Below are 22,868 nucleotides of genomic sequence, written 5' to 3' on the forward strand. Positions count from 1 at the left end.
CTGGAGCACGGCATCACGCCGACCACGATCAAGCGCAATATTGGCGACATCATCGCCCATGTGGCGAGCAAGGATCAGGTCACGGTCGAAACGTGGCTGGAGGACAGGCCGCACCTCGTCGGCCATAACCTGCGCGCCTATATCGAGGATCTGGAAAAGAAGATGCGCGCCGCCGCCGCCGATCTGGAATTCGAGGAAGCCGGGCGCATCCGCGACGAAATCCGCAAGCTGGAGGCCGAGGAACTGGGCCTGCCCGCCGAGCAGCAGGTCGCGGCACCGCGCGGACGGGCGACCGAAGGCAAGCCGGGAACGCGGAAGATGCGATATGGCAAGGTGCAGAAGAAATTTGGCCGGTGATGGCCCCTCTTTCCTTTGTACCCGATTGGGAAATCGGAAAGGGCCACCGCGTCAATCCAGTCGTTGCAGTTCGATATTCCGGAATTCGATGGGATGGCCTTCGCTTTGCAGCGCGATATAGCCGCGTTTGAGCTGTAGCGCGCCGCCGGCGGCCGCGATCAGCGGTTTGGCATCGTCAAATTCCGGGTCCAGTTCGACGCCCGCATAATGCAGCACCGGCTTGCCATTGATATAATGGGTGACCTCGCCTGAAGGCAGTACTTCCAGTTCGGCTCTGGTCCAGCGCCCGGCGGGCAGCGGCGTGGAATCGGACAGGATGCAATGGCGGGGATCGCGTTTGCCCTGAAACAGAATGGTGGTGCCCGGCGTACATACATTGCCGCTCGGCTCCTCCGTCGGGCGGGGCGTGGCCAGCAGCTGCATTTCAATGCTTACCGGAAAATCCTGATCACGGCGGATCGTTTCGGGTGGCTGTGCATGGAACATCAGGCCGCTATTGGTCGCCTGCCACGGCTTGATTCCGGGCAGCGAGGTTCCAAACAGCCGATATTCGAAGCGGATGCGATAGGCGCCCAGCGGCTCTTTCCAGAAGAGGTGACCAAATTCTCCGTCGAAGCTCTTATAATGGGCGTGGGACACGCGGATCGCGCCGTCCTGAACGATGAACATGCGGAGCGGGTCTTCGCCGAGCGCGCGGTGCGTGATCTTGGGCGTCCAGCCATCAAGCGACTTCCCGTCAAAGATGCGCTGCCACGGATGTTCAGGCGCAGACTTAGGTGCAGGCGCGGCGCCCATCAGCAGCGCCATGGCGGCGATCGCAAATATCCTCATGGCCCGGCTGCCCTCCCCCTTCATCCATTCCAGTCCGCTGCGTTGTGCGCGATTGCGGACGGCGCGTCCAGACAGGGCGCCCATATCCTATCCCTTGTAAAGCGCGTCCAGCCGGTCCGCATAGCGTTTGCGGATCACATGGCGGCGAATCTTCATCGACGGGGTCATTTCCTCATTTTCGATGGTGAAGGCTTCGTCGGCCAGAATGAAGCGGCGTACCCGTTCGAGCACCGACAGATCGTCATTCACCCGGTCGACCGCCGCGCGCAAAGCCGCCTGATAGGCCGGATTGGCCGTAACGCTGTCCAGCGCGACGCCCTGTTCCATCGCCCATTCGCGCGTCCATTCGGCATCCGGCACGACCAGCCCGACCAGATAGGGGCGGCGATCGCCATGGACCATCGCCTGCCCGATTTCATTCTGGAGCGTCAGCATCCCTTCGACCTTTTGCGGGGAGACATTGTCGCCCTTGTCATTGACGATCAGGTCTTTCTTGCGGTCGGTGATGCGGATGCGGCCCTTTGCGTCGATTTCGCCGATGTCGCCGGTGTGAAGCCAGCCATCCTTGAGCGCCTTTTCGGTTTCCGCCGGGTTGCGCCAATAGCCATGCATGACCAGTTCGCCGCGCACCAATATCTCGCCATCTTCGGCGATCCTGACTTCCACGCCGTCAAGCGGCGGGCCGACCGTGTCCATGGCGATGCCCGCCGCCGGGCGGTTGCAGCTGATGATCGGTCCGGCTTCGGTCTGGCCATAGCCCTGTAGCAGGGTCAGCCCCATCGCGTCGAAGAACAGGCCGACATCGGGATTGAGCGGCGCGCCTCCCGACACCAGCGCCTTCATCCGCCCGCCGAACCGTGCGCGGACCTTGGGAATGAGGGTGCGGGCCAGCAGCGCCTTGACCGGCAGGTCGAGGATGGACGTGCGCCCCGCCTGCTCCTTCGCCGCGATGCGCAGCGCCTGCGCCATCAGATAATTGGGGAATTTGCCCTGCTTTTCGATCGATTTCATGATGCGGGTGCGCAGCACTTCGAACAGGCGGGGGACGACGACCATGATGGTCGGCCGGGTTTCTTCGATATTGGAGGCGAGCTTTTCCAGACCTTCGGCATAATAGATCTGCCCGCCCAGCAGCATGGGCAGGAACTGGCCCGCGCTATGTTCATAGGCGTGGGACAGCGGCAGGAAGGACAGGAACACTTCGTCGTCCCAACCGAAATCCTCCAGCACGACCTGGCCCGCACCCTCCACATTGGCGAGGATGGCGCCATGATGCTGCATCACGCCGCGCGGCGCGCCGCCGGTGCCGCTGGTGTAGATGATGCAGGCCTGATCGTCGCGGGTGGCGTTCTGCGCCGCGGCGACGCCGTCCGCATCGCCTGGATAGGCGGCGATCAGGTCGCTCCACAGGTGGCAGGTCGACGTGCCCTGCGCGCCGCGCAGCGGCTCCATGCCGATGACGAAGGCGACCTGCGATCGCACGACGGCGGGCATCAACGTCTGCGCCAGCTTGGCCGTGGACACGATGACGGCGCGCGCGCCGCTGTCGGTCAGGATATGCTGATGGTCGCGCGTGGTGTTGGTGGTGTACGTCGGCACCGTGACGCAGCCCGCCGCCATGATGGCAAGGTCGGCGATGCAGAATTCAGGGCGATTTTCGCTGACCAGCATGACCGGATCGCCGGCCTTGAGGCCCTGCGCCTTCAGCGCGGCAACGATGGATGCGACCTGTCGCGCCGTTTCCGTCCAGCTGAGCGATTGCCATTCGCCGCCGCTCTTGCGCCAGAGGAAGGGGGCATCGCCCTTTTCCTGCGCACGCGCGAAGAACATGGTGACAAGGTTCGGAAACTTTTCAATCGCCCTCAAGGCTCGACTCCTGCGATGATCGGCGCGTCTGTTGCACGCCTGTACCTGTGGCAAGGCTATAACGATGCCTTACCGTAACGGCCATGGCTTTCCGATGGTTTCCTGCCGATGCTTTTCCGTCTGGAGAGGTTTTCGATCTGCTTGAATCAGATGACCGCTCCAAGTCTTGCGTTCCCCGCGATTTCTTAACCAGCGATCGGTTCCGATCGCCTGGAAATCGCTCTAGTCGAACAAACCATCCTGCGACCCGGCGGGTGGGTTGAGGCCCAGATGTTTCCAGCCCGGACCGTTGAGACAGCGCCCCCGCGCGGTGCGGGCGATGAGGCCCAACTGGATCAGATAGGGTTCGACCACTTCCTCGATCGTGTCGCGCGCTTCGGACAGACCCGCCGCCAGCGTTTCGACGCCCACCGGACCGCCGCGATAGATGTCGGCGATCATCGTCAGGTAACGGCGATCCATCAGGTCGAGGCCCAGATGATCGACCTCCAGCCGTTGCAGCGCGGCATCGGCGACCTTTGCATCCACGGTCGGCGCACCCGCGACATTGGCGAAGTCGCGCACCCGGCGCAGCAGGCGACCCGCGATGCGCGGCGTGCCGCGCGAACGGCGGGCGATTTCGATCGCGCCGTCCGACGTGATCGGCAGGTCGAGCAGCCGGGCGGCACGGCGTACCACCAGTTCCAGTTCGTCGACCGTATAGAATTGCAGCCGCACCGGGATGCCGAACCGGTCGCGCAGCGGCGTGGTGAGCAGCCCCTGCCGGGTCGTCGCGCCGACCAGCGTGAAGCGGGGCAGGTCAATGCGCACCGAACGGGCCGATGGCCCCTCCCCGATCATCAGGTCGAGCGCGCGATCCTCCATCGCGGGATAGAGGACTTCCTCGACCGCCGGATTGAGACGATGGATTTCGTCCACGAACAGGACATCGCCTTCGTCCAGATTGGTGAGCAACGCGGCAAGATCACCCGACTTGGCGATGACCGGGCCGGACGTGGCGCGGAACCCCACGCCCATTTCCTTGGCCACGATCTGCGCCAGCGTCGTCTTGCCAAGGCCGGGCGGGCCGAAGAACAGCACATGGTCCAGCGCATCGCCACGCGACTTCGCCGCCTGAATGAAGATGCGCAGATTTTCGCGCGCGGCCTGTTGCCCGACAAATTCGTCGAGTGATTTGGGGCGCAGCGCCGCATCGACATCTTCGGGACGACGCGCAGGGGTGATGAGGCGGTCTTCGGTCACTTCGCCGCCTTTCGCAGGGCGAGGCGGACGAGGGCGTCGAGGCTGGCGCCGTCGCCCAGTTCTTCCTCCGCCGCGGCGACGGCAAGGCTGGCTTCATGCGGTTTGAAGCCCAGATTCTGGAGCGCGGACAGCGCGTCGGCGCTGAAGCCGTCGGTCGGCAGGGGCGCGACGCCGCCCAACGAGACCGGACCGCCGCCGGGCGCAGCGCCGATCTTGTCCTTCAATTCATTGACGATGCGCTGGGCCAGTTTCGGGCCGACGCCGTTGGCACGCGACACCATCGCCTTGTCCCCCGTCGCTACGGCGCGGTGCAGCTCATGCGGCTCCAGCGCGGACAGGATGGCAAGCGCGACGCGCGATCCCACGCCCTGCACATGGGTCAGCAACCGGTACCAGTCGCGTTCGTCCGACCGGGCGAAGCCGACGAGGCGAATGGCGTCGTCCGACACCAGCATTTCGGTATGGATCGTCACCGCTTCCCCCACGGCGCCCAGCGCGGCGAGCGTGCGCGACGATGCGCCAACCAGATAGCAGACCCCGTTCACATCGATGACGGCATGGTCGATTCCAGTGCTGTCCAGCAGCCCTTTGAGTTTCGCAATCATTGGCCCTGCCCTTTGGTCATGATCTGTTCTTTACAGGCTGTTGCGCGCCACGCCAGTCAAAAGCGCGGCACCTTTTGCGATCCCGAGCGTAGTGCAGCGCGACATGCGACCAGATGAGGATCATCATGCTGACGACTGCCCCCCTGCTTTCCCCAAAGGATTTCGAATTTCCATCGATCATGCTGTCGGGCGTGGTCGATCATGGCATGTATCTGCATTTCAAAAATTGCCTGTCGACCGCGCCGCAGACAGGGCTGGTCGTCGTGGAGCTTTCCACGCTGGGCGGCGATCCGGAAATCGCACGGCTGATGGGGGAGGATATTCGCTTCCATTCCGACCTTTATCCCGAACGGCGGCTGGTGTTCCTGGGACGCACGGCCGTCTATTCGGCTGGCGCGACCTTCATGAGCTTTTTCGCGACGGAAAATCGCTACCTGACGCGCGGCACGCGGCTGATGATTCACGAACGGATCATCACCAAGAGCCTGCAGCTGGCCGGGCCGCTTTCCACCTGCATCGCGACGCTGAAGGCGACGCTCAACGAAATCGAAACGTCGATCGCGATCCAGAATGAGGGGTTCCAGAATCTGATTCTGGGATCGCAGGTGACGATGGAGGAATTGCGGCAAAAGGCGCCCGAAAACTGGTATCTGGAAGCCAATGAGGCGCAGGCGCTGGGTCTGATCGCCGCGGTCCTGTAAAGAAGCTTGCCAGAGCGCGCGCATGGGCATTTGATGACGGTCATGCGCGCATCCTTCTTCCCATGGCGTTATGGTATGTTTCTGGCCCTGCTGGCGGTCGTCGTGCCGCTGGCGATGGTCCTGCCATGGCATGAGGCGGTGATGGCGGGGTTCGACATCGCGGCCATCGCCTTCACCGCCTCGGTCGGGCCGCTGCTCAATTCCAACGCGGCGTCGATGCGGCACAAGGCGCTGGCCAACGATGCCAATCGCGAACTGATGCTGTTGCTGACCGGGATCGTCAGCATCGTCATACTGGTCGCGGTGGGGGTGGCGGTCAGCCAGCATGGCGGGCCGGATGGCATGACCATCGCCCTGCTGCTGGCGACATTGCTGATCGCCTGGCTGTTTTCCAACATCGTCTATGCGATGCATTATGCGCACCGGTTCTACATGCCCCATGGAAAGGGCAAGGACCGGGGCGGGCTGGACTTTCCCGACACGCATGAGCCAGGATATTGGGATTTCCTCTATTTCGCCTTCACGCTGGGCATGACATTCCAGACGTCCGACGTGTCGGTGACATCCACCGCGATGCGCCGGACCGTGCTGTTCCAGTGTTTCGCGGCCTTCCTGTTCAACCTTGGCATATTGGCCTTTACCATCAACGTGCTGGGCGGCGGCTGACCGGGTCAGCCATGTTCCCAGCCGAGCCGATCGGGCAATGGCATGACGGCGCCGTCGATCAGCAGGGTAAGGCCCGCCCCCTGTCCCACATGACCGATCGGGATGGCGTGCACGGGCGGGGCGACGCCATGCGGCAGGGCGAAGAGCAGTTCATAATCGTCGCCCGCCTGCGCCGCGGCGATCTGTACCGCGACGCTGGCCCCGCGCACCTGTTCCAGCGCGGCGGACAGGGGCACATGATCGATGGTGATGGCGACGCCGCTGGCCTGCGCCATGCGCGACGCGTCGATCAGCAGGCCGTCGGACAGATCCATCATGGCGCTGGCCAGCGGGGCGATCAGCGCGCCTTCGGCCATGCGCGGGCGCGGACGGCGATAGGCCTCCACCAACGGGCCGGACGCCGACGGATCGGCACGGGCAAGGTCCAGACCGATGCCCGCATTCCCCACCGGACCGGTGACATAGAGGCGGTCGCCCGGCTTTGCGCCGATGCGCGTGGGGACGGCGCCTGTCGCTTCGCCGATGGCGGTCAGGCTGTAGCTGCGGGCCGACGCGCCCGGCATTTTCACCGTATCGCCGCCGAGCAGCGGCATGGCGTGCCGGTCCAGCGCTTCGCCAAGCCCCGCGATGAAGGCTTCATCCCATGCATCGTCGCCCGACAGCGCATAGTTCAGCAGGCAGCCGACCGGCCGCGCGCCCTTTGCCGCCAGATCGGACAGGTTCACCGCCGCCAGTTTCCAGCCAATGTCCTGCGGCGGATCGGTGGGGAGGTAATGGACCCCCTCCACCATCGTATCGCTGGTCAGGATCAGGCGGCTGTCGCCCACCGGCAGGATCGCGACATCGTCCACCAGCCCCTGCGCCGCCGGATCATGGGCGAGCAGACGCAGCAGCGTGAGGAAGCGGGATTCGCCGGACATGATCCCTATCTATACGGGGGCAGCGCAGAGTCTGTCTGGAAAATGCGCCAAAGGCGCGCGGCTAGACAGCTTTACGGCTTTATTTGCGCACGTCCTTCGACACGGCGTCGAGCAGGCCGTTGACGAAGCCAGCCTCACGCTTGTCGTAGAAGGCATGGGCGACATCGACATATTCGCTGATGACCGTGCCGGTGCCGACATCGGCGCGGGCGAGCAGTTCATAGGTGCCCGCGCGCAGGATCTGGCGCATCGGCTTGTCGAGACGATCAAGGCTCCAGCCGCTCGACAGGCGGGCGGTGATCAGCGCGTCGATTTCGTCGCGGCGACGGTCCACGCCCTGCACGATGTCGTCGAAGAAAGGCTCCTCCGCCTGGGCGTAGGTCACATCCTCGATCGTGGCGCCAAGGCGGTGCTGGTGAAATTCGTGCAGCAGCAGGTGGAGAGGCGTGCCCTCCATTTCCAGCTGGTAGAGCGCCTGCACCGCGGCAAGACGCGCGGCGGAGCGGGATTTGGAACGGTCTTTCATATGCATGTCCCTACTCCGTTCGGTTCGAGCTTGTCGAGAACCGCCAGGTGCGGCTTTGTCGACTTCGTTCGAAGCGAAAGGATTTTTATTTCAAACGAAGCGCCACAGAAGCGGCATGCGCGGGCAGCCCTTCCGCCTGCGCCAGCGCGACCGCGGCGGGGCCGATGGCGCCGATGGCATCGGGCGTGAGGCTGAGGAAGCTGGTGCGCTTCATGAAGTCGAGCACCGACAGCCCCGACGAAAAGCGGGCGCGACGGCCGGTCGGCAGGACGTGATTCGGCCCCGCGACATAATCGCCGACCGCTTCGGGCGTCATGCGGCCGAGGAAGACCGACCCGGCATGGCGCACCTGCGCGAAATAGCGGTCGGGATCATCGACTGCGAGTTCGAGATGTTCGGCGGCGAGCCGGTCGACCAGCGGCATGGCTTCGTCCAGATCGCGCACGAGGATGATCGCGCCATTGGCGTCCCAGCTGGCGCGGGCGACCGCGCTGGTGGCGAGCTGCGGTATCTGGCGTTCGACAGCCTGCGCGACGGCATCGGCGAAGGCCGCGTCATCGGTGAACAGGATCGACTGGCTGGTCGGATCATGTTCCGATTGACTGAGCAGGTCGGCGGCGGTCCATTCCGGATCGTTCCGGCCATCGGCAACGACGACGATTTCCGAAGGGCCAGCCACCATGTCGATGCCGACCACGCCATAAAGCTGGCGTTTGGCTTCGGCGACCCAAGCGTTGCCGGGGCCGGTGATGACATCGACCGGCCTGATCCGGTCAGTGCCATAGGCAAGCGCGGCGACAGCCTGCGCGCCCCCTACCCGCCAGATTTCCTCTATCCCCGCAATCTGCGCGGCGGCAAGGACCAGCGGATTGATGTCGCCATTGGGGGTCGGCGTGACCATGGCGATGCGCTCTACACCCGCGACCTTGGCCGGAATGACGTTCATCAGCAGCGAACTGGGATAGGCGGCGCGGCCGCCCGGCACATAAAGGCCAGCGGCATCCACCGCGCTCCACCGCGCGCCAAGGCGTACGCCCGCGCTGTCCACGCTATCGCTGTCCTGCGGGCGCTGCTTTTCATGGTAGGCGGTGATGCGCGCCGCCGCTAGTTCCAGCGCGTCGCGCAGTTCCGTGGATATGCCGTCGAGCGCCGCGCGCGTTTCCGCAGGCGTCACCGCCCAGCCGCTGACGGCAAGGTCGTGGCGGTCGAAACGCTGCGTATAATCCGCCAGCGCAGCGTCGCCCTCGGCGCGGACGCGCTTCAGGATCGCGGTGACGTCGCGCGAGACATCCTCGTCCGCTTCGCGGCGGGCATCGACCAATGCGATGAAGGCGGCCGCGAAACCGGCATCGGCGGTGGACAGGCGGAGGGTCATACGCGCGATCCCTGCGTCAGCAAACAATATGTTCCTGCGAGGGCAGGAACCCAGCTCCACCCGCTCGACTGGGTTCCTGCCTTCGCAGGAACACGTGGGGGAAAATCATGCGGCATTTTTGACCCCCACGGCGGCGCGGAAGGCATCGACCATTGGCGACAGTTCGGCCGAGCGCATCTTGTACGCGGCGCGATTGACGATCAGGCGCGCGCTGATCTGCATGATGATGTCGGTTTCGACAAGCCCGTTGGCCTTGAGCGTCGCGCCCGACGACACAAGATCCACGATCCGGCGCGACAGGCCGAGCGAAGGCGCCAGTTCCATCGCGCCGTTCAGCTTCACGCATTCGGCCTGAAGCCCGCGCTGTTCATAATAGCGGCGCGTGAGGTGCGGATATTTGGTGGCGACGCGAACATGGCTGATCGCGGCCTGATCCTCGTCAGCGGCGTCGACCGGTTCCGCGACCGACAGGCGGCAATGGCCGATGTCGAGGTCCACGGGCGCGTACAGTTCGGAATAGTTGAACTCTTCCACCACATCGGAACCCACGATACCGATCTGCGCCGCGCCATGGGCGACGAAGGTCGCGACGTCGAACGCGCGCACCCGGATGATCGATACGTCGGGCCGGTTCGTGGCGAAACGCAGCGCGCGGCTCTTCTTGTCATGAAACTCCGCTTCCGGCTCGATACCGGCTTTGGCGAGCAGGGGCAGCGCTTCATCGAGGATGCGCCCCTTGGGGATGGCAAAGGTGAGCGAACGAGTCATGACGCGCGCGCCTTACCGGTCACGCCCCTGAAACACAAGATTTCAGGCCGCCTCCGCCATCGCGGCTTGCGTCTGCGCGATCCAGCCGCCACCCAGCACGCGGTCGCCGGCATAAAGGACCGCCGCCTGCCCCGGCGCAACGCCAAATTCGGGCGCGGCGAAGATCAGGCGATCGCCGTCGAGCCGTGCGGGAACGGGCTTTGCCATCGATCGCACCTTGGCGGTCAGCGGCCCGGCAAAGTCGCCGCCCAGCCAGTTGATGTCCGACAGGCGCGCGCCCGACACGGCCAGCGCAGCCTTTGGCCCCACGATGACGCGGCGCGCCTCCGCATCCAGACGCACGACATAGAGGGGGTCGGGCTGGCCGCCGATCTCCAGCCCCTTGCGCTGGCCGACCGTATAATGGATCAGCCCCTTGTGCCGACCGAGCGTCCGGCCATCGACATGGACGATGTCGCCGCCTTCATCCGCGCCGGGGCGCAGTTTCCGCACGATCTTCGCATAATCGCCATCGGGTACGAAGCAGATGTCCTGGCTGTCGGGCTTGAGCGCCACCGACAGGCCGAGTTCGGCGGCGATTTCGCGGACCTGCGGCTTGGGCAGGCCACCCAGCGGAAAGCGCAGATAGTCGAGCTGCGCCTGAGTCGTGGCGAACAGGAAATAGCTCTGATCACGCGCCGGATCGGCGGCGCGGTGCAGTTCCGCACCCTGCGCTCCTTCGATCCGCTGGACATAATGGCCGGTGGCCAGGCAATCGGCGCCCAGATCGCGGGCGATCTGGAACAGGTCGGTGAACTTCACCCCCATATTGCATTTCACGCAGGGAATGGGCGTGCGACCGGCCATATATTCATCGGCGAAATCGGCGATCACCGATTCGCGAAAGGCCGTTTCATAATCAAAGACGTAATGCGCGATGCCGATGCGGTCCGCGACCGCGCGTGCATCCCTGATGTCCTGCCCCGCACAACAGCTGCCGGTGCGCCCTACCGCCGCGCCATGATCGTAAAGCTGAAGCGTGACGCCGATCACTTCCGCCCCGGTTTTGGCGGCAAGGGCGGCGACGACGCTGGAATCCACGCCGCCGGACATGGCAACGACAATACGCCGCGCATCGAGCGGCTCGGAAAGCTGAAACTGGGGCTGCATGGCGCGCATATAGTGCATGGTCGCCCGCCGCGCAAAAGTTAACGAATTATCACCCCCTGATGCCCCTAATCGGGACGGATCGACGGAAAAGGCCGGTCGAACGAGTCACGAATGCTTCCCCAAGTTTACGGACCCTTATTCATTGGTCCGTAAACAGGGGGTCATGGATCTGAGTTTCCTTCGGGGCGGCGGGCTGAAACCCGGCACCCCCAGACCCTTTAACCGGCCGCGGGTGCCGGCCTGGCCATTTCTGCGAGCTGCCACGGCGGCTGCGCAAGCGGCCAGTCCGACCGCGCAGGCGGTGGCGGGCGTCCTGCGGGGGCAGGGCGGAAGCGATGACTGGGTTCAGGAACTGGCGGGAATTTTCGCGCCGGATTCGAGCGGCAAGATCGAAGCCGTACGTCTCGCGGGAAGCTTTAACCCGTTGATCGCGAGCCGTTTAGCCAGGGGGCAGGAAAGATGAAGGCGGTGTTTACCGTGGCGCTTTAGCCGATGTTCAGGGCTGACGCGCATACAGGGAAATACAGCTGAAATCGGTAACGCCAGTGCCGCACTTTGAGGGTAAGAATGATCGAGAACCAGAAAATCAGGCCCGCCCAGGTCGTAGGGCCGCTCGGAGAGCCACTGACGCTGGATAGCCTGCCGCCGGCAGATACGACCCGCTGGGTCGTGCGGCGCAAGGCAGAGGTGGTGGCAGCCGTCAACGGCGGTCTGCTGACCGTGGATGAAGCCTGCGCACGCTATAATCTGACGCTGGAAGAATTCGCCGGATGGCAGCGCGCGGTCGACCGATCGGGCATGCACGGCCTGCGCGTGACGCGCATCCAATATTATAAGTCGCTCTATGAACGGCAGCAGAAATACTGACCGCTTTTCCGCCGTCAGTGACGATTTGAAGGGCCGCCGGATCACCATTCGGCGGCCCTTGCGCATGTTCAGAGACAAAATGACGCGCCAAAACGGCGAAGCGCCGCGATGGTTTCCATGCCGGAATCATTTTTCATCGATGGAACGCGACGCCCCGTCCTCCGTTGAATCCGCACCCAGCACGCTGGAGCGTGGTCAAGGAGATATGCCATGATTGGACTTATTATCTGGTTGGTGGTTGGTGGCATCGTCGGCTGGCTTGCCAGCATGGTCATGCGCACCGACGCGCAGCAGGGCATCCTGCTCAACATCGTCGTCGGCATCGTGGGCGCCTTTATCGGCGGCCTGATTTTCAGCGGCGGCAATGTGAACCCGGCCTTGTCGATCACCAGTTTCATCGTATCGCTGATCGGCGCGATCATCCTGTTGGCGATCGTCAATCTGGTGCGTCGCGGATCGGTGCGATAAACAGCGCATGATCGCATGACAAAAGGGGCCGCGTTGATGGCGCGGCCCCTTTTTTATGTCATTTCACGCTTCCAGAGCATCATCGGCCTGACTGGACCGAAAAATGCTCCAATTCGCGCCTTCTAACGCCGCCCGACAAACCAGCGATATAGCGCCAGCACGGCGACCGCTCCCAATATGGCAGCGACGAAACCCGCCTTTTCCTCCGGCGCATAAAAGCCCGCCAGTCGGCCGACGAACCCCGCCAGCAAGGCACCGGCTATTCCCAATAACAGAGTGACTATGCACCCGCCCGGATCGCGACCGGGCATGATGAGCCGTGCGGCCGCGCCTGCAACCAGGCCGACCACGATCCATCCCAGCAAGTCCATGCTGCGTTCCCTTTTTATATATAAGCATCGACCCGTTCCCCATAGCGCCACAGTCCGGCATTTTTGGCAAGTCAATGTGGCCTGACGGGTAAGATCTGTACAATCCGCCATCCCCATGGACCGCTTTGCCGCGCATTTCGTTTTGGCGCGGCTTTGCGAAGCATGATATTGGGGCTTGAGGGCGGTGCTATATTCATATAACACAGTGGCTAAGAGGGCGAAGCGCCGGAGAGATGAGAGCGGCATGAATTACGAAACCCAGCTGACGGGCGATTCGATGGTCATCATCGATGAAGATGACTCGCGCCGGCGGCGCAAGCGGCTGCTGATGATCGGCGGCGGCGTGGCGATCCTGCTGGTGCTGGGCGCGACATGGATCGCGATGCGCGGCGAAAAGGCGGGCGGGCCGACCGCCCCCACGGCGCAGGTGCCCGTCGTCACCGTGGTGCGGCCCGGCCAGTCGATGGTCGCCCGCACCGTCAGCGCGACGGGATCGCTGGCCGCACGGATCGACATGCCGGTCGGCGTGGTGGGCGAAGGCGGCATGGTGACACGCGTGCTGGTGCAGCCGGGCGACTGGGTTCGCGCCGGACAGACGCTGGCCGTGATCGAACGGTCGGTTCAGACCGAACAGGGGCGTTCGCTGGCGGCGCAGGTGGAAGTGCAGCGCGCCAATGCCAAGCTGGCGCAGGCACAGCTGGATCGCGCCAAGGCGCTGTCCGGGCGCGGCTTCATCAGCGCGGCCGACATCGACCAGCGCACCGCCACCCGCGATCAGGCCGACGCGCAGTTGCGCGTCGCGCAGGCGCAGCTGGCCGAACAGCAGGCGCGCACCGGCCGTCTGGACATTCGCGCGCCTGCCGCCGGCCTTGTCCTGACGCGCACCGTCGAGCCGGGCCAGATCGTGCAGGCGACCGGCGGCGTATTGTTCCGCATGGCCAAGGACGGCGAAATGGAAATGCAGGCGCAGGTGGCCGAAGGCGATCTGGCGACGCTGCGCAATGGCAACAGCGCTACCATCACCCCCATCGGCAGCAGCCGGAGCTTTGCCGGGCGCGTATGGCAGGTGTCGCCGGTGGTCGATCCGCAGACGCGGCAGGGCATCGCCCGCATCGCCGTGCCCTATAATGCCGCCATCCGGCCGGGCGGCTTTGCATCCGCGCTGATCACCAGCGGATCGGGCAACGCCCCCCTGCTGCCGGAATCGGCGGTGCAGAGCGATCCCAAGGGCAGCTATGTCTATATCGTCAATGCCAAGGGGCAGGTGGAACGGCGCGACGTGACCGTGGGCCAAGTGTCCGACGCAGGTGTCGCCGTGACCGGCGGTATCGACGGCACGGAAAGCATCGTCACGTCTGCCGCCGCCTTCCTGACGCCGGGGCAGAAGGTGAAGCCCGAATTGATGAAGGCCCCCTGAAGGGGCGGAACGACAGGGGGGCGGCCCGTTCGTCGCCCCCATGCATGATGCGCGCACTGGCGCGCGCCCAACAGGTTGAACGGGGCGCATGTGCGTCCGGTGAGGGAAGCCCGTCATGAATTTTCGCAACATTTCCGCATGGGCCATCCGCAATCCGGTGACGCCGCTGGTATTGTTCGCTGCCCTGATGATGGCGGGCATCGTCAGCTTCATGCGGATGGACGTCAACAACAACCCCGACGTCAGCTTCCCCATGGTCAGCGTCACCGTGTCGCAGCCCGGCGCCGCGCCGACCGAGCTGGAAACGCAGGTCACCCAGCGCGTCGAAGCAGCCGTCCGCGGCATCAGCGGCGTCGATGAAATCACCTCCTTCGCATCCGAAGGCCAGTCGCTGACCAATGTGCAGTTCCAGATCGGCACGCCGGTCGACCGCGCGGTCAACGACGTCAAGAACGCTGTGGACCAGATTCGCAGCGACCTGCCCGACGGCATCCTGGAACCGCAGGTGCAGCGCATCGACGTGGATGGCGGCCCGATCGCCTATTTCAGCGCCGAAGCGACCGACATGACGCTGGAGGAACTGTCCTGGTATGTGGACAACACCATCGCCAAGCGCCTGCTTTCGATCAGCGGCATGGCGGCGGTCAAGCGCGGCGGCGGCGTCAGCCGCGAAATCCGCGTCATCCTCGAGCCCGCGAAATTGCAAGCCTATGGCGTCACCGCCGCGCAGGTGAACCAGCAACTGCTTCAGGTCAATCTGAACGCGGCGGGCGGCCGCACCGAAATTGCAGGGGCTGAACAGTCGATCCGCGTGTTGGGCAATGCGACCAACGCCCGCGCGCTGGGCGAAACCCAGATCGCCATTTCGGGCGGACGCACCGTCAAGCTGGCCGACATCGCCACCGTGCGCGACATGTATGCCGAACAGCGCAACCTGTCGCTGATGAACGGGCGGCAGGTCACCAGTTTCAGCATGGAAAAGGCCAAGGGTTCGTCGGACGTCACCGTCTATGACGAAGCGCTCAAGGTGCTGGACCAGCTGAAGAAGGAAAATCCCAAGATCCAGTTCAAGCAGCTTTACACCAGCGTCGAATATACCAAGGGCCAGTATCACAGCGCCATGTCGGCGATGATCGAAGGCGCGGTGCTGGCGGTCGTCATCGTGTTCCTGTTCCTGCGCGACTGGCGCGCAACGATGATTTCGGCGCTGGCGATCCCGTTGTCAGCCATCCCGTCCTTCTGGTTCATGGACATGATGGGCTTTACGCTGAACGGCATTTCGCTGCTGGCGCTCAGTCTGGTGGCGGGCGTGCTGGTCGACGACGCCATCGTGGAAATCGAGAATATCGTGCGCCACATGCGCATGGGCAAATCAGCCTATCAGGCGTCGATCGACGCGGCGGACGAAATCGGCCTCGCCGTTCTGGCGACCACCATGGCGATCGTCGCGGTGTTCCTGCCGGTGGCGATGATGCCGGGCCTTGCCGGGCAGTTTTTCATCCAGTTCGGCATGACCGTGGTCGTATCCGTCCTGATGAGCCTGGCCGTCGCGCGCCTGATCACGCCGATGATCGCCGCCTATTTCCTGAAGGCCCATGGCGAGGAAAGCCATGGCGAAGGCTGGCTGATGGACCGCTATATGAGCGTGCTGCGCTGGTCGCTGGACGATGTGAAGGCGAAGGAACGGCGCGCACGCGGCGGTTTCCGCAACAAGGCCGCCGGATTCTTCACCGACCATCGGGTCTGGACGCTGGGCGCTGGTTTCGCGGCCTTTGGCGCGACGATCATCGCCTTTGCGACGCTGCCCATGACGTTCCAGCCGACGACCAACACCGATTTCAGCCAGGTGAAGATCGAAACCGTGCCGGGCAGTACGCTGGCCCAGACTACCGCGATCACCCGCAAGGTCGCCGACATGTTGAGCGCAGATACGGACATGGTGGAGGCGGCGTTCGCCGACATCGAACCGACCGGCGCCGACATTTTCCTGACCCTGAAGAAGGACAGGCCCATCAGTTCGGTCGACTGGGAACGCAAGGTCGCGCCGAAATTCCAGACGGTCGCCGACGCCCGCGTCAATTTCCAGTCGCAGTCGGGCGGCGGTTTCGGCCGCGACATCGTGATGATGTTCGGGTCCGACGATCCGGTGCTGCTGGACCAGACGGCCAACCGGCTGGTGCATGAAATGGCGGCCATCCCCGAATTGCGCGCGCCGCGTGTCGCAGGCGACATGCAACGGCCCGAAATCATCATCAAGCCGCGCCTTGACCTGGCCGCCAGCATGGGCGTGACGACCATGGCGCTCAGCCAGTCGATCCGCATCGCCACCATCGGTGACATCGACCAGAACAGCGCCAAATTCTCGTTGTCCGACAGGCAGATCCCCATCCGCGTCGCGTTGGCGGAAGATAGTCGCAAGGACATCGCCACCATCCAGAACATGCCGGTGCCGACAGTGTCGGGCGGGTCCGTGCCGCTGCGCGTCGTCGCCGACATCAGTTTCGGCGCAGGGCCGACGCAGATCCGCCGGTACAACCAGATCCGCCGCGTCGTGGTGGGCGCGGATCTGGCGCCCGGCATCGTCACCAGCCAGGCGATGGTCAAGATCAACGCGCTGCCCCTGATGAAGCAGATATTGGCGGGCAAGGTTCAAGGCGTGCAGAAGCTGAATGCGGGCGATGCCAAATGGCAGGCGGAAATGATCCAGAGTTTCACCATCGCCGTCTTCTCCGGCATTCTGCTGGTGCTGGCGGTGCTGACCCTGCTCTACAAGCGCCTGATGCCGCCCTTCGTCAATCTGGGATCGTTGCTGCTGGCGCCGCTGGGCGGCGCGCTGGCGCTGCATATCGCGGGGCAGCCGGTGTCGATGCCGGTGTTCATCGGCCTGCTCATGCTGCTGGGGATCGTCGCCAAAAACTCCATCCTCGTCATCGACTTCGCGCTGGAGGAAATGGAAAAGGGTGTGCCCAAGAAGCTGGCGATCATCGATGCCGGGCACAAGCGCGCCCAGCCGATCGTGATGACCACCGTCGCCATGGTGGCGGGCATGGTGCCGACCGCGCTGTCGCTGTCGGGCGACGCGGCATGGCGGGCGCCGATGGGCATCACCGTGATCGGCGGCCTGTTGCTGTCGACCATCCTGACGCTGGTGATCGTGCCCGCGATCTTCAGTCTGGCGATCGGCCTTGAAAGCTGGATCGGGCCGCGCCTTGGTCGCGGCCTGCTGACCTACAGGCCCGGCGACGACGGCAAGCCGGTCCGCGCCGTCCATCCGGCGGAATGATCCGGTGGCATTCGGGCAGGGCACAAGATGATCATGCGCATTTTCAGGGCAGATGGTCCCATCTGTTGGTCCGGAAAATGCGGTAATATATGCAAACATGGCGTGATCGGGTTTAACGCGACCCGATCATGCCATGATCTGAACGAAACGGCAGCGTAACCGTTAAGCGGTCATGACGCTGTTTCGCCTGCCCCGCCCCAGAACCCTGCTGACCCCGCATCCCGCCCGGCGGATGCGATTGGTGGCGACGGGAATGCTGGTGGCGATGGCGGTGCTGTTCATCGCCGCGCGCGCCACCGTTCACCTGCACCCCGCGATCGGTTTCGTGCAGGCCTTTGCCGAAGCGGCGATGGTGGGCGGGCTGGCCGACTGGTTTGCGGTGACCGCGCTGTTCCGCCATCCGCTGGGCCTGCCCATCCCGCACACGGCGATCATCCCGCGCAACAAGGACCGGATCGGCGATACGCTGGCCGCGTTCCTGCGCGACAATTTCCTGATCCCGGCCGTGGTGGCGCGGCGCATGCGCCATATCGATGTCGCGGCGGCAGCCGGACACTTTCTGGCCAGCCCGTCCGAAGGCGACGGGCGTCTGCGCGAAGGCGCGTCCCGGCTGGTCGCCGACATATTGGAGGCGCTGGATCAGGAACGACTGGGCGGCATGGTGAAGGGCGCGATCGGCCAGCGGCTGCGCGGCATCAATGTCGGGCCACTGATCGGACAGGCGATGGAAGCGGCGATGCGCGATGGCCGCCACGCCCCGCTGATGGACGGGATCATACAGTGGGCGGACCGCACGCTGGAAGCGAACGATCACATGATCCGCCAGATGGTGCATGACCGGGCGGGCAAGATATTGCGCTGGACCGGCCTGGACGAAAATCTGGCCAATGCGATCATCGACGGACTGCGCAAGATGCTGGCCGACATGGCCGCCGACCCCGGCCACAGCCTGCGCCTGAAAGCGGAAGAAGGCATGGCGAAGCTGGCCTTCGACCTTCAGTTCGATCTGGAGATGCAGGCGAAGGTCGCAAAAATCCGCGACGAAATCGTCGACAACCCCGCCATGCAGCGCTGGATCGAGGGGATGTGGGAACAGGCGCGCGCCGGACTGCTGCGCGCGGTGCGCGATCCGGGCAAGGCGATGGCCGGGCGACTGGGCGAAGCGCTGCGCCAGCTGGGCGCGACCATGGAACAGGATGCGCGGCTGCGCCTCGTCATCAACCGCTTCGTGCGGCGTGCGGCGGTGGGCGCGACCGCCAGCTATGGCGATGCGATCGTACGGCTGGTCAGCGATACGGTGCGCGGATGGGATGCGGGCACGGTGACCGATCGCCTCGAAAATGCGGTCGGACGCGACCTGCAATATATCCGCGTCAACGGCACGCTGGTGGGCGGGTTGGTGGGGCTGGCCATCCATGCGGTCGATAGCCTGTTCTGACGCGAACTGTTCCGAGGCTACCTGTTCCGCCGCGAAACGCGCGGGGGCGCGTCCGGCCAATGGACGCGCCCCGACGGAACCGGCCGCACAGAGGAGAAAGACGGCCGGTTCCTGACTATAATCCTATTGTTCGGGCGGTGCTTCGCGACGCAGCGGGGGCGGCATCTCTTCGGCGGTCAGGACGCCGTCGCCATTGCGGTCCTGATCGGCGAACATCGCGAGCGCAGGCGCCAGAAATTCGTTCCGGTCGATCTGCCCATCGTCATTCGCATCTTCGGGATAGGGCATGGCGTGGCCCGGCGGCGAGGGCGGCGGACTATCGGCGCCGGCGCGCCGTTCCGCGGGCGGCTGTCCGCCCGGCGGTGGCCCGCCCGCGCCGCCACCCGGACCATCGGGACCACCGCGCCCCCTGCCCGGACCACGGGGCCTGCGATCATGATCGCCCTGCCCCGATGCGCGCGGCTGCCGTTCATGGCCCAGCAGCCGCTGCATCACCTGCACCGGGACGAGGCCATCGCTGTCCTGATCCATCAGGCCGAAACGGCGCTCCATATAGGCGGTCATTTCGTCCCGCGTGATTCGCCCGTCACCATCGGCATCGGCCGCCCACGGGCCGCGGCCATCGCCGCCGGGCGTCTGCGCCATCAGCGGCAGCGGTGCGACAGCGAAGGAGACAGTCATCAGCCAGAGGGACAAGCGCATCGAAGATCCTGAAATCGAAGTCATACGCCCCTGTCCCATCCCCGCTTTGCCGCCATATGTCAGGATGAGACGGGTATGTTGCAGACCCCAACAAAATAATGTTGCAACATATCATCAAATGATGTTGTATCATTGCATCGACAATGGCGGTGGCGACAGACAAGCCCCGCATCGGCGAGAGGATGCGACATCACAGGAGGCGTCAAGATGCGACTGATGACTGTTGGACATGCAGGACAGGCGACGGGGTTGGATGGGCCATCGCGCTATGGCGCGGGGCGCAAATCGCCATTGGGGCTGGGCGGCACGGTGGCTGTCCATGCACTGTTGATCGGTGCGTTTCTGGTGATTCCCAAGGAAATCATCGAGCTGGCCGATCCGTACAGCCCGATCCAGACCGTCAATATCCCGATCGACCCGCCACCGCTGCCCGAACCGACGAGCGAAAAGACGCCCGATCGGCCGGTCAGCACCCTGCCCCAGCCGCAACAGCCCACCGCGCCGGACACCATCATTCCCCTGCCGACGGAGAATGGGACCATCACCGGTCGCCCCGAAAGCGGCCATGATCCGGTCGTGACGCCCTATGTCCCGCCGGTCGAACCGCCGCGCCAGCCCGTGATGACCGACGCGTCGATCGATCCGCGCGCCATGGGCGGGTTTCAGCCCGATTATCCCGGCACGATGATTCGTCAGGGGGCGGAAGGCACCGTCACCGTGCGCGTCACCATCAGCGCCGAAGGCCGCGTGACCGACATCGAGAAGGTTTCCGCCACCGACGACGCCTTCTGGATCGCGACCCAGCGCCATGCCCTGCGCAAATGGCGGTTCCGTGCCGCCACCCGCGACGGCGTGGCCATCACATCGACCAAGGTGTTGACGGTGCACTTCACCCTGACCGACCACTGAAACGCCCACCTATAAACCAGCCGGGGAAAGATGTGGCATGGACCATTTTGCATCTGCGCCCGCCCTGTCCTATAAGGGCAGCATGGCGATCTTTCCCCGTCCCGTTTCCCCCAAAAGCGCGCTTGGCGATTTCTGGGGCTATTTCAGGCAGCAGCGGCAGCATAAATGGCCGTTGCTGGGCCTTTCCGTCGCGCTGACATGGGTCATCGTGTGGACGTTCGTGATTGATGCGAATACCAATACCATGCCGACGCGCAACAAGATCATCTATGTGCAGAGCTGGGACGCGAACCGGTCCGACGCGGCGGTGATCCTGCAGCAGAAGATCGACTTTGCAAAGCGTGAGGCCGCGCTGCGCAAGGAACAGAAGAAGATGCAGAGCTGGGCCGATGCCTTCGGCATCGAATGGCGCGAGGAAGAAGCGCGCAACAGCGCCAGGCGCAAGGAAGCGGTCAAGGCGATCGACGCGCTGCTGGACGACCGGCTGGCAAAGGCGGAGGCCGCCCAGAAGAATGGGGGCCAGAAAAATGGTATGCAGGCCAGCGCGGCGGCATCCACCGCCGCAGCAGGAGCCGCCCGGCCCTGAGCAACGCATCGTCGCCACATTCTGAGCCTGCGCCGGGCGGTTCCGTGCCAGTCGAATCTGCGCCGGACGACTCCGTGCCAGACAGATCCGCCGATCGGCGCTATATGGCCGCGGCCATCGCCCTGTCGGGGCGCGGACGCGGCCTTTCCACCCCCAATCCCAATGTCGGCTGCATCATCGTGCGCGACGGCATGATCGTCGGGCGCGGCTGGACGCAGAAGGGCGGTCGCCCCCATGCCGAGGCGCAAGCGCTGGAACAGGCGATGGACAGGGCGGCGAGCGCGACCGCCTATGTCACGCTGGAGCCCTGTTTCCATCTGTCGCCACGCGGGCCGCGCTGCGCCGACCTGATGGCGCGCGCGGGCGTTCGCCGGATCGTCATTGCATTGCGCGATCCCGATCCGCGCACCGATGGGCAGGCCGCCCAATGGCTGCGCAAGCGCGGCATCACCGTCGACATGGGCCTGATGGCAGCGGAGGCCGCGCGCGCCATGGGCGGTTTCGTGCTGCGCCAGACACAGGGTCGGCCGCATGTGACGCTGAAACTGGGGCTGTCGCTGGACGGGCGCATCGCGCTGGCCGACGGATCGAGCCGGTGGATCACCGGACCGGAGGCGCGCGCCCATGCGCATGTGGAGCGCGCGCGGCACGACGCAATACTGGTCGGCGGCGGAACGCTGCGCGCCGATTCGCCGCGGCTGGATGTGCGATTGCCCGGCCTGACCGACCGGTCGCCGCGTCGCATCCTGCTGAGCCGGGGCGAAGCGCCCGAAGGCTGGTGCGTCATCGCCGCGCCGCAGGACATCGCCACGCTGGACCGGGTCGATCATCTGCTGGTGGAAGGCGGCGCGGAAGCGGCGGCGGCTTTCCTGCGCGCGAGGCTGGTCGATCGGCTGATGCTGTACCGCGCGCCGATCATCATCGGATCGGGACTGGCCGGGATCGGCGACATCGGCCTTGCCGATCTGGCGGACGCGCATGGTCGCTGGCGGATGACCGACACGCGGCAGCTGGGCGCCGACCGGCTGGAGGTTTACGAAGCGGTACGGAGCGCCTAGATCATCGGCCAAAGGCTCACCCCCGTTTCGCGACCTCGATCGAAGCGAACGGATGTTCTCAGGATCTGCTTTCCATGTTCACCGGCATCATCACCGACATCGGCACCGTGCGGTCCGCAGAGCAGCGGGGCGACCTGCGGCTGATCATCGGATGCGGATATGAGATGGACGGCGTCGCCATCGGCGCGTCGATCGCCTGTTCGGGCGCCTGCCTGACGGTGGTGGAAAAGGGGGCGGACTGGTTCGCGGTCGACCTGTCGGCCGAAACCGTCACCCGCACCGCGCCGGGCCTGTGGAGCGAAGGCGGCCGCCTCAATCTGGAACGCGCGCTCAAGGTCGGTGACGAACTGGGCGGGCATATCGTCACCGGGCATGTCGATGGCATCGGCCATCTGGTGTCGGCGACGACCGAGGGCGATTCGACCCGGCTGGTCATCAGCGCGCCCGCCGCGCTGGCCGCCGCGCTGGCGGCCAAGGGGTCCATCACGCTGGACGGCATTTCGCTGACCGTGAACAGCGTGGAGGATCAGGCAGACGGCAGTGTCCATTTCGGCCTGAACATCATTCCCCATACCGCCGCCGCGACCACGCTGGACGCGCTGACGGACGGGCGCGCCTTCAATCTGGAAATCGATGTGCTCGCCCGCTATCTGGACCGGATGCAAGGCCTGCGAAACCGCTGACTAACGCCCAAAATGCAATGGCATGACAGTATATTGTGATTCTTCACTTGAAATAATCACACTGTAATGTGATATGGGCG

24 protein-coding genes are annotated in these 22,868 nt (G+C 64.6%); 13 read left to right on the forward strand and 11 right to left on the reverse strand.

The window, feature by feature from the left end:
* A partial coding sequence (locus ACOJSJ_RS07780; protein ID WP_420144417.1) for a UvrB/UvrC motif-containing protein occupies nucleotides 1-357 on the forward strand: 357 nt, incomplete at its 5' end.
* Nucleotides 358-408: 51 nt separating this feature from the next.
* On the opposite strand, the gene ACOJSJ_RS07785 is transcribed toward ACOJSJ_RS07780, so the two are convergent.
* The 4 genes from ACOJSJ_RS07785 to ruvA all read right to left on the reverse strand — a co-directional run bounded on the left by ACOJSJ_RS07785 (nucleotide 409) and on the right by ruvA (nucleotide 4,901).
* Nucleotides 409-1,188 (reverse strand): 3-keto-disaccharide hydrolase, encoded by a 780-nt coding sequence (locus ACOJSJ_RS07785; RefSeq protein ID WP_420144418.1) that lies wholly within the window; start codon nucleotides 1,186-1,188, stop codon nucleotides 409-411.
* Nucleotides 1,189-1,275: 87 nt separating this feature from the next.
* Nucleotides 1,276-3,018, reverse strand: coding sequence for an AMP-dependent synthetase/ligase (locus tag ACOJSJ_RS07790; protein WP_420144478.1), 1,743 nt, complete (start codon nucleotides 3,016-3,018; stop codon nucleotides 1,276-1,278).
* 258 nt (nucleotides 3,019-3,276) lie between these two features.
* Entirely contained in the window at nucleotides 3,277-4,296 is a 1,020-nt protein-coding gene (ruvB, locus tag ACOJSJ_RS07795) for a Holliday junction branch migration DNA helicase RuvB (protein ID WP_420144419.1), read from the reverse strand.
* The gene (gene ruvA, locus ACOJSJ_RS07800; protein WP_420144420.1) at nucleotides 4,293-4,901 is read right to left on the reverse strand and encodes a Holliday junction branch migration protein RuvA; all 609 of its coding nucleotides are present in this window, start codon (nucleotides 4,899-4,901) and stop codon (nucleotides 4,293-4,295) included. The genes ruvB and ruvA overlap by 4 nt, the downstream gene beginning before the upstream one ends.
* A 125-nt stretch (nucleotides 4,902-5,026) precedes the next feature.
* On the opposite strand from ruvA, the gene ACOJSJ_RS07805 reads away from it, so the two are divergent.
* Nucleotides 5,027-5,602 (forward strand): peptidase S14, encoded by a 576-nt coding sequence (locus ACOJSJ_RS07805; protein WP_420144421.1) that lies wholly within the window; start codon nucleotides 5,027-5,029, stop codon nucleotides 5,600-5,602.
* Between the two features lie 33 nt (nucleotides 5,603-5,635).
* Entirely contained in the window at nucleotides 5,636-6,268 is a 633-nt protein-coding gene (locus ACOJSJ_RS07810; RefSeq protein ID WP_420144422.1) for a DUF1345 domain-containing protein, read from the forward strand.
* 5 nt (nucleotides 6,269-6,273) lie between these two features.
* Here ACOJSJ_RS07810 and thiL read toward each other — a convergent pair whose 3' ends face one another.
* The 5 genes from thiL to mnmA all read right to left on the reverse strand — a co-directional run bounded on the left by thiL (nucleotide 6,274) and on the right by mnmA (nucleotide 11,006).
* Nucleotides 6,274-7,188, reverse strand: coding sequence for a thiamine-phosphate kinase (gene thiL, locus ACOJSJ_RS07815; protein ID WP_420144423.1), 915 nt, complete (start codon nucleotides 7,186-7,188; stop codon nucleotides 6,274-6,276).
* A 79-nt stretch (nucleotides 7,189-7,267) separates the two neighbouring features.
* A complete protein-coding gene (gene nusB / locus ACOJSJ_RS07820) occupies nucleotides 7,268-7,714 on the reverse strand; it encodes a transcription antitermination factor NusB (protein WP_420144424.1) in 447 nt (148 codons plus the stop codon).
* 85 nt (nucleotides 7,715-7,799) lie between these two features.
* Nucleotides 7,800-9,089, reverse strand: a complete 1,290-nt coding sequence (hisD, locus tag ACOJSJ_RS07825) for a histidinol dehydrogenase (RefSeq protein WP_420144425.1) — start codon at nucleotides 9,087-9,089, stop codon at nucleotides 7,800-7,802.
* 105 nt (nucleotides 9,090-9,194) lie between these two features.
* Nucleotides 9,195-9,857, reverse strand: a complete 663-nt coding sequence (gene hisG, locus ACOJSJ_RS07830; protein ID WP_420144426.1) for an ATP phosphoribosyltransferase — start codon at nucleotides 9,855-9,857, stop codon at nucleotides 9,195-9,197.
* A 42-nt stretch (nucleotides 9,858-9,899) separates the two neighbouring features.
* On the reverse strand, nucleotides 9,900-11,006 hold the full coding sequence (mnmA, locus tag ACOJSJ_RS07835) for a tRNA 2-thiouridine(34) synthase MnmA (RefSeq protein WP_420144479.1): 1,107 nt from the start codon (nucleotides 11,004-11,006) through the stop codon (nucleotides 9,900-9,902).
* A gap of 163 nt (nucleotides 11,007-11,169) precedes the next feature.
* Here mnmA and ACOJSJ_RS07840 point away from each other — a divergent pair, with 163 nt between their 5' ends.
* The 3 genes from ACOJSJ_RS07840 (at nucleotide 11,170) to ACOJSJ_RS07850 (ending at nucleotide 12,341) form a co-directional block, all read left to right on the forward strand.
* Nucleotides 11,170-11,469, forward strand: a complete 300-nt coding sequence (locus ACOJSJ_RS07840; protein ID WP_420144427.1) for a hypothetical protein — start codon at nucleotides 11,170-11,172, stop codon at nucleotides 11,467-11,469.
* Nucleotides 11,470-11,573: 104 nt separating this feature from the next.
* Nucleotides 11,574-11,873, forward strand: a complete 300-nt coding sequence (locus tag ACOJSJ_RS07845) for a DUF1153 domain-containing protein (protein WP_037476500.1) — start codon at nucleotides 11,574-11,576, stop codon at nucleotides 11,871-11,873.
* A 213-nt stretch (nucleotides 11,874-12,086) separates the two neighbouring features.
* The gene (locus tag ACOJSJ_RS07850) at nucleotides 12,087-12,341 is read left to right on the forward strand and encodes a GlsB/YeaQ/YmgE family stress response membrane protein (RefSeq protein ID WP_420144480.1); all 255 of its coding nucleotides are present in this window, start codon (nucleotides 12,087-12,089) and stop codon (nucleotides 12,339-12,341) included.
* A gap of 122 nt (nucleotides 12,342-12,463) precedes the next feature.
* On the opposite strand, the gene ACOJSJ_RS07855 is transcribed toward ACOJSJ_RS07850, so the two are convergent.
* Nucleotides 12,464-12,712 carry a GlsB/YeaQ/YmgE family stress response membrane protein gene (locus tag ACOJSJ_RS07855; protein WP_420144428.1) on the reverse strand — a complete coding sequence of 83 codons (249 nt, stop codon included), beginning with the start codon at nucleotides 12,710-12,712 and terminating at the stop codon, nucleotides 12,464-12,466.
* Between the two features lie 244 nt (nucleotides 12,713-12,956).
* Between ACOJSJ_RS07855 and ACOJSJ_RS07860 the strand changes: the two genes are divergently transcribed.
* The 3 genes from ACOJSJ_RS07860 (at nucleotide 12,957) to ACOJSJ_RS07870 (ending at nucleotide 18,850) form a co-directional block, all read left to right on the forward strand.
* Nucleotides 12,957-14,129, forward strand: coding sequence for an efflux RND transporter periplasmic adaptor subunit (locus tag ACOJSJ_RS07860; RefSeq protein ID WP_420144429.1), 1,173 nt, complete (start codon nucleotides 12,957-12,959; stop codon nucleotides 14,127-14,129).
* Between the two features lie 115 nt (nucleotides 14,130-14,244).
* On the forward strand, nucleotides 14,245-17,412 hold the full coding sequence (locus ACOJSJ_RS07865; RefSeq protein WP_420144430.1) for an efflux RND transporter permease subunit: 3,168 nt from the start codon (nucleotides 14,245-14,247) through the stop codon (nucleotides 17,410-17,412).
* A 172-nt stretch (nucleotides 17,413-17,584) separates the two neighbouring features.
* Nucleotides 17,585-18,850: a DUF445 domain-containing protein gene (locus ACOJSJ_RS07870; RefSeq protein ID WP_420144431.1), complete on the forward strand. Its 1,266-nt coding sequence runs from the start codon at nucleotides 17,585-17,587 to the stop codon at nucleotides 18,848-18,850.
* A 123-nt stretch (nucleotides 18,851-18,973) separates the two neighbouring features.
* On the opposite strand, the gene ACOJSJ_RS07875 is transcribed toward ACOJSJ_RS07870, so the two are convergent.
* On the reverse strand, nucleotides 18,974-19,552 hold the full coding sequence (locus tag ACOJSJ_RS07875; protein ID WP_420144432.1) for a hypothetical protein: 579 nt from the start codon (nucleotides 19,550-19,552) through the stop codon (nucleotides 18,974-18,976).
* A gap of 216 nt (nucleotides 19,553-19,768) precedes the next feature.
* Between ACOJSJ_RS07875 and ACOJSJ_RS07880 the strand changes: the two genes are divergently transcribed.
* From ACOJSJ_RS07880 to ACOJSJ_RS07895, 4 genes are all read left to right on the forward strand, one after another.
* Nucleotides 19,769-20,461, forward strand: coding sequence for a TonB family protein (locus tag ACOJSJ_RS07880; protein ID WP_420144433.1), 693 nt, complete (start codon nucleotides 19,769-19,771; stop codon nucleotides 20,459-20,461).
* Between the two features lie 37 nt (nucleotides 20,462-20,498).
* Complete coding sequence (locus ACOJSJ_RS07885) at nucleotides 20,499-21,047, forward strand: hypothetical protein (protein WP_420144434.1); 549 nt, start codon at nucleotides 20,499-20,501, stop codon at nucleotides 21,045-21,047.
* A 74-nt stretch (nucleotides 21,048-21,121) separates the two neighbouring features.
* On the forward strand, nucleotides 21,122-22,105 hold the full coding sequence (gene ribD / locus ACOJSJ_RS07890; protein WP_420144435.1) for a bifunctional diaminohydroxyphosphoribosylaminopyrimidine deaminase/5-amino-6-(5-phosphoribosylamino)uracil reductase RibD: 984 nt from the start codon (nucleotides 21,122-21,124) through the stop codon (nucleotides 22,103-22,105).
* 74 nt (nucleotides 22,106-22,179) lie between these two features.
* On the forward strand, nucleotides 22,180-22,788 hold the full coding sequence (locus ACOJSJ_RS07895; RefSeq protein ID WP_420144436.1) for a riboflavin synthase: 609 nt from the start codon (nucleotides 22,180-22,182) through the stop codon (nucleotides 22,786-22,788).
* Nucleotides 22,789-22,868: the final 80 nt, after the last annotated feature.

Origin of the sequence: Sphingobium sp., assembly GCF_048594625.1 — a bacterium.
In the GTDB taxonomy this organism is placed as follows: Bacteria; Pseudomonadota; Alphaproteobacteria; order Sphingomonadales; family Sphingomonadaceae; genus Sphingobium.

Excerpts from the sequence above, each read along its gene's own strand:
- ACOJSJ_RS07785 (WP_420144418.1), bottom strand. The coding sequence starts at position 1,188 with ATGAGGATATTTGCGATCGCCGCCATGGCGCTGCTGATGGGCGCCGCG.
- ACOJSJ_RS07790 (WP_420144478.1), bottom strand. The coding sequence starts at position 3,018 with ATGTTCTTCGCGCGTGCGCAGGAAAAGGGCGATGCCCCCTTCCTCTGG.
- ruvA (WP_420144420.1), bottom strand. The coding sequence starts at position 4,901 with ATGATTGCGAAACTCAAAGGGCTGCTGGACAGCACTGGAATCGACCAT.
- ACOJSJ_RS07805 (WP_420144421.1), top strand. The coding sequence starts at position 5,027 with ATGCTGACGACTGCCCCCCTGCTTTCCCCAAAGGATTTCGAATTTCCA.
- ACOJSJ_RS07810 (WP_420144422.1), top strand. The coding sequence starts at position 5,636 with ATGACGGTCATGCGCGCATCCTTCTTCCCATGGCGTTATGGTATGTTT.
- thiL (WP_420144423.1), bottom strand. The coding sequence starts at position 7,188 with ATGTCCGGCGAATCCCGCTTCCTCACGCTGCTGCGTCTGCTCGCCCAT.
- nusB (WP_420144424.1), bottom strand. The coding sequence starts at position 7,714 with ATGAAAGACCGTTCCAAATCCCGCTCCGCCGCGCGTCTTGCCGCGGTG.
- hisD (WP_420144425.1), bottom strand. The coding sequence starts at position 9,089 with ATGACCCTCCGCCTGTCCACCGCCGATGCCGGTTTCGCGGCCGCCTTC.
- hisG (WP_420144426.1), bottom strand. The coding sequence starts at position 9,857 with ATGACTCGTTCGCTCACCTTTGCCATCCCCAAGGGGCGCATCCTCGAT.
- mnmA (WP_420144479.1), bottom strand. The coding sequence starts at position 11,006 with ATGCAGCCCCAGTTTCAGCTTTCCGAGCCGCTCGATGCGCGGCGTATT.
- ACOJSJ_RS07840 (WP_420144427.1), top strand. The coding sequence starts at position 11,170 with ATGGATCTGAGTTTCCTTCGGGGCGGCGGGCTGAAACCCGGCACCCCC.
- ACOJSJ_RS07845 (WP_037476500.1), top strand. The coding sequence starts at position 11,574 with ATGATCGAGAACCAGAAAATCAGGCCCGCCCAGGTCGTAGGGCCGCTC.
- ACOJSJ_RS07855 (WP_420144428.1), bottom strand. The coding sequence starts at position 12,712 with ATGGACTTGCTGGGATGGATCGTGGTCGGCCTGGTTGCAGGCGCGGCC.
- ACOJSJ_RS07860 (WP_420144429.1), top strand. The coding sequence starts at position 12,957 with ATGAATTACGAAACCCAGCTGACGGGCGATTCGATGGTCATCATCGAT.
- ACOJSJ_RS07865 (WP_420144430.1), top strand. The coding sequence starts at position 14,245 with ATGAATTTTCGCAACATTTCCGCATGGGCCATCCGCAATCCGGTGACG.
- ACOJSJ_RS07870 (WP_420144431.1), top strand. The coding sequence starts at position 17,585 with ATGACGCTGTTTCGCCTGCCCCGCCCCAGAACCCTGCTGACCCCGCAT.
- ACOJSJ_RS07875 (WP_420144432.1), bottom strand. The coding sequence starts at position 19,552 with ATGCGCTTGTCCCTCTGGCTGATGACTGTCTCCTTCGCTGTCGCACCG.
- ACOJSJ_RS07880 (WP_420144433.1), top strand. The coding sequence starts at position 19,769 with ATGACTGTTGGACATGCAGGACAGGCGACGGGGTTGGATGGGCCATCG.
- ACOJSJ_RS07885 (WP_420144434.1), top strand. The coding sequence starts at position 20,499 with ATGGACCATTTTGCATCTGCGCCCGCCCTGTCCTATAAGGGCAGCATG.
- ACOJSJ_RS07895 (WP_420144436.1), top strand. The coding sequence starts at position 22,180 with ATGTTCACCGGCATCATCACCGACATCGGCACCGTGCGGTCCGCAGAG.